The sequence below is a fragment of the Spiroplasma endosymbiont of Cantharis nigra genome, assembly GCF_964019925.1.
Lineage (GTDB): Bacteria > Bacillota_I > Bacilli_A > Mycoplasmatales > Mycoplasmataceae > Spiroplasma_A.
In genome coordinates this window covers 237946-251587 of sequence record NZ_OZ026470.1, presented here as the reverse complement: position 1 = coordinate 251587, position 13642 = coordinate 237946, and the positions used below count along the sequence as shown (strand labels likewise).

The following is a 13642-nucleotide window of genomic DNA, read 5'->3' as shown; positions in this document are numbered from 1 at the left end:
TATTAAATTCCATTAGATAAATTTAATAAAGTCCTTTTGACCTAAAGTTTTAGAACCTAATGTAATTTGATCTAAATCAATATAAAAATTAATATAACCTAAATCTCAAAGCATAATGCTATTATTTATATTCCTATTTCCATCATTTCATTTTAAACTAATTCCATTTTTATCTGTAATTCAATCAAAGTCTGTATAATTTCATACATTATCTGAACTTGAATGTATTTTTTGTTGCAATCCTAAAGAATATATTGAAGTTTCAGAAAGTTTAGCTTGATTTAGCATATTTAATCTATCTTCTGTAAATTCAAATCTGTTGCTTAAGCCTAGATTTAAATAGAAATTGAAGGAGTTATTATTGTATCAAGCTGTGGTCTTATTTTTTTCTACAAATCTATTAGTTAGATTTGAACTTTTAATAACCATTAAAAAATCCTGAGCAGAATTATATTCTGGATATACATAGCCATAACTTACTCCCATTGTTTTGTGTCACGCTTTTAAACTATTTACAGAAAACTTAGATAAGTTATCTAAAACTTTACTTGTTGGTTGTTGAACATCAATTAAATAATTAACAGCTATTCTAAAATCAGGTAATTCATGAATATAGTTACCATCTGCTAAATTAATTGATAGACCAGTTAAATTAACATATCCTAATGCTAATGAACTTTTAAACTCATTTGTCTGGACAAGTGAAGATTCTTTATCAATTGATAATTCTTTTAAGAAATTTTCTTTTGCAAGATTATATTGCTCTTCTCAAGTTTTATAATTATCATTTGTAAAATAACTATTTACTAATGCTTGTTGAGTTTCTGGTTTATTTGGATCATTTCTAAAAATAGTATTTAGCAATATCTTTCCCTCATCAGTTTTATAATCTAATTTAATTGAGTTGGCATTTTCATAACTTTTTACAGTGTTTATTGAATTAAACATTGAGTATTTATTCATGTCAGATGATCTGTAGATTAAATCTCCTTCAAAAGAAAGTGGCAATGAACTACTTACTTCACTGAAATAATTATTTTTAATAAAATTAGTCATTGAGCCTTCAAATCCGTTTGTCTTTGCATTGTCTTGATAGTATTTTTTAAACTCAGCATCATAAACTCCATAACCATCTGACTCATCTTTTGAACCTTTAATATCATTTCATTTTAAATTTGTATGTTTTTTATCAATAGCATTTTCAGAAGATAAGTAATCTCTAGCAATATTTTGATAAAAGTCATCACTTCCTTTTTTCAGGGCTTCACTATTAGTTGAAGTATACTTAAAATTATCATTGATATTAAAAGTCTCAATATCTTTGACTCCTTTATATTGAACTTCAATTTTATAATCAATAATTACATTTCCTAAATATATTTTATCTTCTTCATGAGCCTTAATTACTAATGTATCTCAATCAAAAATTAGATTTTTAATTAAACTTTCAACATCATTTAAAAGAATTTTATATTTGTTTACATTTTTTAATTGATTTAGTGACTTTGTTAGCTCATTAATATCTAAAACTTTTTTCATATCTATTTCTAATTGTTGTAGATCATAAGGATCAATTTCTCCTACTGTTTTACCTTGGTATTGTTTAATCTTGTTTTTAGTTAAGAACTTATTATTTACTTCCATTTCTGGTAATCCAATTAAATTTTTATAAACATTATTCTCTAAGTGCTTTTTAAAAATCTCATTAGTTTCAGTTTTTAACTCCTTAATTAATTGACTATTATCTTCAGTAATTGGGGGTTCAACTGTTTTGTCTCCGCAAGCAACTACAGTTACACTACTTGTTGCAACTAAACTAAAAGCAGTTAATAAGCTTAATAATTTTTTCATTTTTATTCCTCCTTTGATTATTGTTAATAATCTAGGTTAATTATAGAAAAAAAAAAAAAAAAGCAAGCAAAAGATAAAAAAAGTAAAGTTTATATTTAAAGGAGTATAATAAATTATTAGACTTTTAGTTATTAAAATAACTTCACTCATATAAGAACTAATTAGTAATTCAAAATCTCTTTTATATTTTTTTATTTTAAAAAAATTAAAAAAACCAGTAGATTTTAACTACTGGTAAATTGAAAACTTTTAGTACTCTCAAATTAAATATAAAATTTAAAAAAGCCAAATAAATTATTTAATTTTATTTATGTCTTAGACCATATTAAAAGCCCATACTGAAATATGATCATATTTCAAATTTTTTAATTATTTGTACTCGATTATCACTGAAAGGTCAACCATAATTAACTGCATATTCTTCAGTTGAACTATTATAACCATATATTACAATTGAATGCGCCTCACCCTTAAAAAAATGAAAGTAATACTGGTCTATTATATTTTTTTATTCAAGTTTCAGGTTTTGAAGTATGTGATCAACTAACTGAATAATCACCTAGTCATTTCTTCATAATTTTTCAAATCAGTATAAGATAATTGAGATACTAATTATAAATTTGCTATTGATTTTCAATTAGAGACTAAATTTCAGATTTTACTTATTTCTTCTAAAGAAACAGTTCTTCTTTTAATATCTCTTTGTTCAAGAAATAAATTAAAAAAATTCAGGTTCTAATATCTTTTGATATTTATATGTAAATGTGACTTCTCCTGTATAAAAAGGAATAGCTCATTTATCAATCACTTTAATTGTACAAGATTCATTAGTTGGTATATCTACAAATACAATTCATTCAAAATCAACTGTTAATCTTCAGTCAGTAATATTTTCATGAGCTTTTAATATAGCATCATATATTGTTTCCAAAGTTGGTACTTCTTCTTCTCCTGAAATATTACCAAGCTCAAAAACTTTAAATTCATCGGCAAATGTTTGTTTAATTTTTGGTGTAGTATCAAAACAAGAAACTACGTTAGAACTAGCTGTAATTGATAAGCAGCTTGCCCCTAATAATCCTAATAATTTTTTCATAATGTTACCCTTTCATTATTAATACCTATTTTATAATTTTATAAACTAAAAAATTATTATAGCTTATTTAATTACATAATTATTTTATAACTTATTGTATAAAATTCAAATATAAAAGTGCTATTTATTGTGAATTTAAAAATGATAAAAAGTTAGAATACTCTTAAAAGATCTATTATTTGGCCAGAAAAAATTGACAACCTTTCTATTAACTGCTTAGTCTTTTTAAAGTTATCCATTTTCTTGACTGACTATTTTGGACAAATAAATTATTTAATTTTATTTATCTCTTAGACCATATCAAAAGCCCATACTGAAATATGATCATATTTCAGATTTTTTAATTATTTGCTTCCCATTATCAATACCAGGTCAACCATAATTAACTGCATATTCTTCAGTCGAACTATTATAACCATATATTACAATTGAATGCGCCTCTCCTTTAGCAAAAAATGAAAGTAATACTGGTCTATTATATTTTTTTATTCAAGTTTCAGGTTTTGAAGTATGTGATCAACTAACTGAATAATCATCAATTAAATTATTTGAATAATCACTTAGTCATTTCTTCATAATTTTTCTCATACTTTTACCTTCACGAATGTCAGTTCATTTTCCCCCTTTATCTGAGCGAATTTTATCATACATTAAATAAGGAATCGCTTTTTTATTACCACTACCATATTCATAATGCCTTACATCTTTAGAATTTAACTGATAAAAATATTTATTTTTATTATAAGTAGAATATAAATTATGCTTACCAAATATTTGAGAATAATTTATTAAAATATTTAATGCTATATATTCGCATAATCCTTGACCACTACTTGCTCCATAACTTTTCAAATCAGTATAAGCTAATTGAGATGATAATGTTAAATTTGCAATTCATTTTCAATTAGAAACTAAATTTGAGAATTTACTTATTTCTTTTAAAGAACCAGTTCTTCTTTTAATATCTCTTTGTTCAAGAAAAAAATCTTAAGAAATTTCAGGTTCCAATATCTGTTGATATTTATATGTAAATGTGACTTCTCCTGTATGAAAAGGAACAGCCATTTTATCAATTACTTTAATTATACAAGATTCATTTGTTGGTGTATCTACAAATACAATTCATTCAAACTCGACTGTTAATCTTCAGTCAATAACATTTTCATGAGCTTTGAATATAGCATCATATATTGTTTCCAATGTTGGTACATCTTCTTGTCCTGAAATATCGCCAAGTTCAAAGATGTCAAATTCATCAGCGAATGTATGTTTAATTTTTGGTGTAGTATCAAAACAAGAAACTACGTTAGAACTAGCTGTAATTGATAAACAACTTGCTCCCAAAATTGTTAATAATTTTTTCATAATTTACCCCTTTATTATTAATACCTATTTTATAATTTTATAAACTAAAAAATTATTATAGTTTATTTAATTACATAATTATTTTATAACTTATTGTATAAAATTCAAATATAAAAGTGTTATTTATTGGGAATTTAAAGATGATAAAAAGATAGCATACTATTAAAAGATCTATTATTTTGCCTATTCTCATATAGCTTTTTAATAAGCTATTATTTAAATTGTTTTAATAATTTCTGATATTAAAAATCAGAATACTTATTGATTATTTTTTTAAACATCATTGTTAATTCTATTGTATTTTCTTCATTAAAACCCATTTCTTTTTCATATTCATTAACTCATTCAATTATATCTTTTACTACTTGTTCACCTTTTTGAGTTAAGTAAATTTCATTTTCATTTGCTCTTGTAGAAATCCTTTTGAAAATATAGTTATTATCAGTTAATGATTTAATGTTTCTGTGCATGGTTGAAGTATTTGTATTAGTTAAATCCGCTAGTTCTACTTGACTAATTCCTTCAACATTTTTAATAAACATTAAATGCAGATATGCTAATGAATAGAGATCTGGATACTTTTTCATCATATCTTTACTGATTCTTTTACTTATTATAATGATAACTAAATTACCTTTAACAAGGGTACTTAAATTATCTAAATTATATTGTTTTTTCATTGACACCCCACTAATAATGTTATAAGATTATCTTATTTCAAATGAAACAAGTAAGTTTATTTGAAATAAATGATTTTATTAAAAATAAATCATTTTATAACTATTAAATATTATAAAGAAAAAAAGAAAGGAATTGAAAAATGGTTATTAAAAAAAGAAAAAAAGTTGAACTCTATTCTCACTTATTTCAAGCTATGAAAAATAAAAAGGTTTTAACTTTTTTAATGTTAACTTTAACAATTTCAATTGCTTTATTATTCATATGAAATATTAAAGCAATTGAACTTATTACAGCTTTATTAGTATCAAAAAGTGTTCTTGATTCTATGCAATCAATTAATACAACAGATATCTATGAAATAGTTCAAGAAATTGGACTTCAAATTACACAAGAAGAATTAGAACAAATGCTTAGTGCAATATCACTAGGTTCTAATGTCTATGAGCAAATCATTCAAAAGTTTTTTTATGATTTTGTTTATTATGATGGTAACAAACTTTATATTAAGATTTTAGGAGGAGATTTTAAACTATTCACTCTTGCCTATTCAATGATTGTTGATGTTATTTTCGTTGTTATGCTTTCTTACTTAAACTTTATTGTAAGTGGCTATATTGCTCAAGCCTATGAAAATCAATTAAAAGCTAAATTAATTAATAAAATAGTTGATCAAGATTTAAATTATTTTAATTCTAATAAAGCTGGTCAATTGATTTCAACTATTATTAAGGATAGTTCAATTGTCTCTTCTTTTATTAAAGAAGCTCCAATTATTTATTTACTTTCAACAGTTACAATCCTATTTTCAGCTATTCTAATGTTCAATATTAGTTGAAAATTAGCACTTTGTGTTTTTGGACTATTATTAGCATTTATGATAATAATCTTTATCACTATTTTAATATCAAATAGTGCTACTAAAAAAATTAGCAAAATTACACAAAATTTAGACAATGATATTAGTGAAAAAATTTACAGTATTAGATTAATAAAATCTATGGGAACATTTAAACATGAGAAAAATCATTTTAATGAAATGATTGAAAGAGTTTCAAAAAAAGAAAAGAAAAAATTCTTTGCTTCAGAAGTCCCTTCTGCATTAATAATTGGAGGGATTGGTAGTTTCTCAATGGCCTCTATTATCTTTGGAGTATTTCTATTCTATAATAATACTCAATCTTTAATCAGTATTATTACTGCTTTTACAACAGGTGTAATTGTAATGACAATTCCAATTATGCAATTAAGACAAGTAATTTCAGCTGTTCCCCATGCCAGAATTTCAGCTAACAATGTTAGTGAAATTTTAAAAAGTGAAATTACTATTGAAAAATTTAATGAAAAAGAAATTAATGAAAAAATTAATTCTATTGAACTAAAAAATATTGATTTTATGTATCCTGACACTGATAAGCATGTTATTAAAGATTTAAATGTTAGATTAGTCAAAGGTAAAAAATATGCTTTTGTTGGACCAACAGGAAGTGGGAAATCTACAATAGCAAAATTATTATTGCGCTTCTATGATCCTCAACAAGGAGAAATTCTAATAAATAATAAAATGAAATTAAAGGATTTAAATTTAAAATCATGATTAGATAAAATTGGTTATGTTGATCAAGAACCACAAATTTTAAGTGGTACTATCTTTGAAAATGTTGCCTATGGATTAGAAAATAAAACTAATGAAGATATTATTGAAGCTTGTAAAAAGGCAAAAATGCATGAATTAATTATGCAATGACCAAATCAATATGAAACAATTCTATCTGAACGTGGTGCACAATTAAGTGGTGGTCAAAAACAAAGGCTTGTAATTGCAAGACTTATTTTAAAAAATCCTGAAATATTAATTTTAGATGAAGCTACAAGTGCACTTGATAATATTGTTGAATCTGAGATTCAAAAAGAGTTAGAAAAACTAATGGAAGGAAGAACAACAATTTCAATTGCCCATCGATTAAGCACAATTAAAAACTTTGATGAAATTTATGTATTAGAACAAGATAAAGGAATTGTTGAAACTGGAAACTTTGAAAAACTTATATCTATAGAAGGTTTATTTAAGACTTTATACCAACTATCAAAATAGTTCATTAAAAAAAGCAGATTATCAGTCTGCTTTTTTTAATATCTAATTCCCATAATAAATATTTACTTTTTATATATTAGTTATAAAAATATAAATTTATTAAAATCTTGCTATCTAATTATGAGGTGGAGAATCTCAATTTTCTATATCATAGTCAACATTATTAGGATCTCCATTTTCAAAGTTCTTTGCTTGAATTCAAACTCCAATTGTAGCCTCTTCATTATAATAAAATTCATTAAAGAAAAGAGATAAATAATTTGGATGATTATCATATCTATTTCTAATTGCTGCATCAATTTGAGTTACAATTAAATTTTGTTCTTCAATTGTGTATTCAAAATATTCGGGTGCCGCTAACATTAATAATTCTCTTACTATGTTTATAAAAGGTTGATTATTATCTTTTCCAATACAAATCATATTAGCAAGTGAGTTAAGTGCTTCTCTATTTAAATAGACTTCCATTCCTCAAAAGTCATTATGAAAGTCGTCATAAATAATTCTTGTTAAAAATGGACTTCCCCCTATTGGAGGAAATATTCTTTCATTTGAAAGATTTTTTTCTCTTGCTAATATTTTTTTATTGTATACATTCTCAACCTCTTTTAGTTCTAATGTATTAAAAAAAGCTATTTTATTATTTAAATTAAAATTAAAAGTCATAGAGGTTTCTTCAAAAAAAGGACGATAATTTTGAAAATGATGTTTATTTTCTAATCAAATGTCATATTTATTTTTAAATTCAGAGTTTTGTCTAAAAATTAATTTAACTTCAGTATCATTAATTAGAAAAATGGATGGATCTAACTTTTGATAAGTAAATGTTTCTTGTAATTCTGTATTTAAATAATACTCATTTTCATTATTTCCATTCCATTTTAAATCATAGGTTTTAAATGATTGATATAAATCTGATCCATTAAAAGCTTTTGAGTAGTTATATCTTTGATAGATTTCATTATATTCATCAATTAGAATTCCTTCCATTTTAGCATCAGGAAAAGAAAGATAAGCAAAATCTTCTTTGAGCATTGAGATATTCGATGCAAATCTTGGCATTGAATGATAACTCATTAATCCTCCACTCTCAATTGTCTTTCTTTCAAAAGGTTCAGATAAGTTTAAAGCTTTACTAAATTTTATATCAGAGTATATTTCCTGTTCTAACGGTTGTCTTTTTGTTGTGTCAAAAATCCCTACTTCCAAACCATTAATTCATCATTCATAACCAGGTGAATCATACCTTCTTTCCTCCACTTTAATAAAAACTCCACCAACTTGATAATTGGCATATTTAAAACCATGACTTATTATTGCTTTAGATATTGCTTCTTTTGCTTTGGTATTTTTGCTATAAGAAAAGTCTAAAATTGAATTGGATAAAAAATTCTCCACATCTGTATAATCCAATTTTGGATTAGCTCTAAAAGCATTGAATAAAAAATTTAGAGTTCATTGATCTAAAGATAATTGATTAACTCGTGATATATAAGAATCACTTTTATAGGCTATAAATTCTTTATAGCTTGTTATTACATCTGAACAATCACAAGAGTTACTATTCAGTTGCTGATTAATTTTATTTGATATTTTAATATCTTCTTTTGAATTTTTCACTCAAGAGTTCTGAAGTAAGTTAACTGATGATAGTGATACAATTCCGAAAAGATTTAATATTTTTTTCATATATTAATTGTAATTTCCCTTTCTTTCATAACCCGCCCAACATCCCTAATTGATAAATACAATATTTTTATTATATATTTACTAATTAAAGATATTGTTTTAAATTAAAAGCTTAAAGTACTTTAATTACTTATTAAATATAAAAAAACATTTAATAGACTATTAAATGTTTAATTCAAATAAAAATATTTTCACTTATATTTTTATAAGTATATAAATTAATTCTGAAATATTATATAAAAAACTATTATCATTAAATGCTAATTTTTTGATTCTAAAGCTTTATGAATTGACTCCATATTTACTGGTAACTTCACTAAATTTTTTATTGGAATATTTTTCTTCAAGAAAAATAAAAATAGTCAATTAATTTCCTTTGTATTATTTGTAGCAATCACAATTGAATTTTCTTGTAAGTCAAATTTAAAACTTTTTATATTGCGTTTATTTAAAAATGATCTTAGTTCTTCTACTTCAAATTCAGAATCTAAAAATACTTTATATTTATTATAAATATTTAATTCTTCTTTTGATCCTAAAAATATTAATTTTCCTCTTTCAATGATAATATAGTCATCAATTATATCAGTCATCTCATCAATATTATGAACTGTAAAAATAATTGTTTTTCCTTCATTTTTAAATTTAATTAATAAGTTTTTAACCTTATTCCTTCAAATTGAATCTAGATTTGCTCCTGGCTCATCCATTATAATTATATTGGGATCCTTTAAAAAGCATAAAATAAAATTTATTCTATTTTTCATTCCTCATGAAAAATTTCTAAGACTTTTATCCTTTGATTCTCATAAACTAAAGTACTCCATTCAGTATTTAACTTTCTCATTAATTAATTCTTTTTTAACTCCATAAATTGATGCCATAGTTTTTAGAAAATTATATGCTTTCATATCATATAATGAAAAATCCATTTGAATATAAATTCCAATTTGCTTATTTAAAATATGATTACCAATTTTTTTTCTATTATGTTTATCAATAAAAATATCACCACTATATTTTTTAGTAGCTCCAATCAAAGAGTTTAAAATTACTGTTTTACCACTACCACTACTACCAAGAAAAGCAACAATTCGATTTTGTTTAATTTCAAAATTAATTGGTCCTATTGCACTTTTTTTAAACTTTTTTAAAAAATTATCAAATTTAATTATAGTTGAATTTTTCATATTAGTTTAAATCCTTTCTATTTAATAGTAAGATAGAAATAAATAAATTAAAAATTGCAAAAATAAGTTGAATAATTAAATATATATATGGGGGAATAAAATTCTCATAAGATAAAGGCTCAATATAATCTAATCCAAAGTCATTTTTACCTATTTTAAAGGAATAAAGTTTATAAGGTAAAAATGAATTATCTTGATTATTAAAATTGATTACACTAGTATTATCTTCATTAAATCAAATTTCATCTGAAGCATTTCTTGAATAATATGTGAAATTTAATAAATTATTTGCAATAAAATTCATTTGAAAAAATATTTCATTTTTTGTTCTTGCCTTTTGATAATCAAAATAGCTTTTATTCATTGAAATAGCTTTTGTAGTTGCAATTGTATAAATAGAGCAATACTTAATAAAATAGTCTTCAATAATTCTGGCAGTTAACATAACTGGACTAAATAAACCCTCTTCTGAATAAATAAGATCATCCATTTTTGCTGACTCACTTAAAGCAATTCCACTAGTATTTCTTCCTAAGTAATTTGTATACATTGATTTTATAAGCTCACTTGTTAAATCATTTTTAGCTCCTACAATAATTTCTTCATCATTTTTTTCTACTTCTAAAGCATTTCTTAAAGTTCTTGAAGTTTTATTTTCTATATAAGATATATCAGATCCTTCTACTATTGAAGTAAAATCTTCAAATAATTGATAAAAGTTTTTTTGAAAATTTAAATCATCAATAAAGTATTTATTAATGTAATTCATAAAATTTCAAAACTCAATTAAAATTTTTTGATTTTCATTATTTGAATCATTTGATAATTGCTTTAATTGTTCTCTAGTAATAAAAGTATTTTCAAGTGAGAAATTAATATCTACTTTATCTCCAATTTTTCAATCTGCTTTAGATCAGTTATCTGGAGTTTTTGTTAGTTTCTGATCAGTCAAACTATAATTTTTAGGTTCATTATTTATTAAACCTAATTCAGTTCAAAATTGTTTTCTTAGTTTAACAATATTTGCTGCTTGAAATGCTTGTCCTGATAGTAATTCATTTTGTATAAAAAAATTATTAATGTATTTACTAAGTGAAGGATATTTAATTTGTTCTTCTTTAATATGTTCTTGTAAATCAAATGCCTTATAAATTTCAGTAACTTGAAATGCTTGTCCACCTTCAAAACTTAATACAATACTTTTTTCAGATTCCTTCATGAATTGGGCTGGTAAACTATTAATAAAATTTGTAGCCAAAATAAGTGAACATAAGATTGTTGAAACTTGCATTTTTAATGTAGCTGATAAAAATATGAAAAAAGAAGTTAAGCAAAAACCATAACACAAAGCATAAATAAAGTGAACCAAAGTAATTCTTAATAAAACTTCATTAATTTTTATAGTTGTAAGTGAAAAAAGAATATTGGGTAACAAAAAAATAACTGTTTGAATTGCTAAAATATAGATTAATGTAGATATTACTAATGTAAATATTATTTTTTTTCTAGAAATATTAGTAGAAATCATTAAATAAAATGTTTTATCATCAATCTTATTATTAAGCATTAACTGAATCATTCTTAAAATCAAAAGAAATAATAAAACTGAAAAAGTAATTATAAAAAAGTAATTATAAAAAACTACAATATTGGCATTTGTTTTTTTATATACTGATATTAAAATACTAAAAAATAAAGTTAAAAATAAAATAATAAAAGACAAAATAATAATTGATTTGTCTTTTAAATATAGTTTAAGATTGAATCCAATAAGTTTTTTTAGAGGAATTGAATTTTTATTTTCTGCTATCATATTATCTTACACCCTTTTTAAATAAAAATCCTCCATTTTTTGATAGTAGATCATTATCAGTTGAGTTAAAACGTATCTCAATGAAAAATACTCCTAGTTGAAGGCATAATTTATTACCATTTGCACTACCTGATTTGTATTTAATTCCTTCTTCTGTTAATAAAAATCTTGCACTTGAGTTTAAGTAGAAATTAAAATATCCCATTTTTCCATTTTTTGCAATTTCATTATTGTATTCTGGACTATCTTCAAATCCTGAACCTCCAATTAAATAGTTTAATTGTGATCTTGAAAAATCATTTTTATTGTCTTTAAATATCTCATTTGCTCTAACTCAAACTCTTTCGTCTGAAAAATTCATAATAGCATCATCACTATAACTAATATCAAATGAACTTCTAAAAGCTTCCATACTATTTAAAATTTGTTTTGAATAATCTGATCTTTTAAATAAAGAGTTATCATCATTTTCAACACTATAGTCAAAACCTAAAACTATTGTTGGTATTTCATAAATATCGTCTGCTACTTTAATTTGTAAACCACCTATATTTAAAGTTCCAAAACCTAAAACACTTTCAAAATTAGTTTTACTTTCAACTGAACTAAATCCTCTAGCTTTTATAAAAGTTTCAAAACTTTTTTTAAAGTTAGTATCATCTAATTGTTTATTATACTCGTTTTTTATTACTTCTTCTTTTTGAGCAGAAGTAATATTTGGATCTTTATTAACTAAAATTTTGTTGTAAATATCTGATTTAGTAGTTATTGCTTTTGCATTTGTGGCATTAAATTTAGCATATTGCTTTTCTCATAAAATATTTTCAGTAGACATTTGCTCATTGGCTATAACTTGTGAACCACTAACTGTAGATTTTTCATCCAAAATTTCTTTTGTAACTTTGGCTATTTGGTTTTTAAAGCTTCCTTGTGTTGAACTTGAAGACTTATTAGTATATTCTCTTACATCATCTTTAATATCTTCTTTAAAAGCATAGTCTGCTATACCTAATTTTGAATCTGTTAAAAATAGTGGTGAATTTGCACTTTTATATAATTCTTCCCCTAAATATAGTTGAATATCATTAATTGCTTCACTAATGTCTTCATTATTTATTAATGAGAATGTTAAAGATAAATAATCACTATTTTTACGTTGCAGTTCATTATTTTTCATATAATTTATATCAATTGCTATTGAAAATGAAACTGTTGCTGAAAAATTACTTTGGGCATCAGTATTGTTTTCATTTCCACTTTTAATATTAATACCAATTTTATTATCTTTTATAATAAGACCATTATAAATACCATTTGATAATCCTGATGTTAATAAGTTATATTCTGGTTGATTTGCTAGAGCATTTATTTTTATTCTCAAAGCAGTATCATCTAATAAAAGGTTTAAGTCATGATTAAAACTATTAAGATTTTCCCCTTCTAATACGTGATCTCCATTACCAACTTCAGTAAGTTTACTTTCCTTTAAAAAAGTAAATCCCTTTTCTTCAACACTGTCATTCATTACAGAAAAACCTAAACTTTTTTCTGAATAATGACTATTAAGTGAGTTTTGAATATCATTTTCAAAATTCTTAAATAACTCCTCAAAGACATTTTCATCTGTAGCAGGATCAGTAATCTCCTTATTACCACATGCAATAACGCTAGTACTTGTTGATGCAATAAATGTAATTGCTCCTAAAAAACCTAATAATTTTTTCATTTTATTTTCTCCTTTTTTTAAAACTATTTTTAGTATATTTTAAAAAAAAAAAAAAAAAGCAAGTAATTATTAGAGGAAAAACAATTTAAAGAGATTTATTGTCATTTTTTTTATGACACCTATAGTTTATAACTAACTC

10 protein-coding genes are annotated in these 13642 nt (G+C 23.6%); 1 reads left to right on the top strand and 9 read right to left on the bottom strand.

Annotated features, from left to right (window positions below; translation table 4 throughout):
- Positions 1-12: 12 nt before the first annotated feature.
- From AACL04_RS01075 to AACL04_RS01055, 5 genes are all read right to left on the bottom strand, one after another.
- Positions 13-1851, bottom strand: a complete 1839-nt coding sequence (locus AACL04_RS01075; RefSeq protein WP_339030617.1) for a lipoprotein — start codon at positions 1849-1851, stop codon at positions 13-15.
- Between the two features lie 718 nt (positions 1852-2569).
- On the bottom strand, positions 2570-2947 hold the full coding sequence (locus tag AACL04_RS01070; protein WP_339030615.1) for a lipoprotein: 378 nt from the start codon (positions 2945-2947) through the stop codon (positions 2570-2572).
- Between the two features lie 279 nt (positions 2948-3226).
- Positions 3227-3799: a putative cysteine peptidase gene (locus AACL04_RS01065; RefSeq protein WP_339030614.1), complete on the bottom strand. Its 573-nt coding sequence runs from the start codon at positions 3797-3799 to the stop codon at positions 3227-3229.
- Positions 3800-3934: 135 nt separating this feature from the next.
- A complete protein-coding gene (locus tag AACL04_RS01060; RefSeq protein ID WP_339030612.1) occupies positions 3935-4312 on the bottom strand; it encodes a lipoprotein in 378 nt (125 codons plus the stop codon).
- A 242-nt stretch (positions 4313-4554) separates the two neighbouring features.
- Complete coding sequence (locus AACL04_RS01055; protein ID WP_339030610.1) at positions 4555-4992, bottom strand: MarR family winged helix-turn-helix transcriptional regulator; 438 nt, start codon at positions 4990-4992, stop codon at positions 4555-4557.
- A 140-nt stretch (positions 4993-5132) separates the two neighbouring features.
- Between AACL04_RS01055 and AACL04_RS01050 the strand changes: the two genes are divergently transcribed.
- Positions 5133-7085, top strand: coding sequence for an ABC transporter ATP-binding protein (locus AACL04_RS01050; RefSeq protein WP_339030609.1), 1953 nt, complete (start codon positions 5133-5135; stop codon positions 7083-7085).
- Between the two features lie 114 nt (positions 7086-7199).
- Here the strand turns inward: AACL04_RS01050 and AACL04_RS01045 are convergent, their stop codons facing one another.
- The 4 genes from AACL04_RS01045 to AACL04_RS01030 all read right to left on the bottom strand — a co-directional run bounded on the left by AACL04_RS01045 (position 7200) and on the right by AACL04_RS01030 (position 13503).
- The gene (locus AACL04_RS01045; RefSeq protein WP_339030607.1) at positions 7200-8774 is read right to left on the bottom strand and encodes a hypothetical protein; all 1575 of its coding nucleotides are present in this window, start codon (positions 8772-8774) and stop codon (positions 7200-7202) included.
- Between the two features lie 260 nt (positions 8775-9034).
- Entirely contained in the window at positions 9035-9964 is a 930-nt protein-coding gene (locus tag AACL04_RS01040; protein ID WP_339030606.1) for an ABC transporter ATP-binding protein, read from the bottom strand.
- Position 9965: 1 nt separating this feature from the next.
- Positions 9966-11777, bottom strand: coding sequence for a hypothetical protein (locus AACL04_RS01035; protein WP_339030604.1), 1812 nt, complete (start codon positions 11775-11777; stop codon positions 9966-9968).
- Between the two features lies 1 nt (position 11778).
- Entirely contained in the window at positions 11779-13503 is a 1725-nt protein-coding gene (locus AACL04_RS01030) for a lipoprotein (protein WP_339030601.1), read from the bottom strand.
- Positions 13504-13642: the final 139 nt, after the last annotated feature.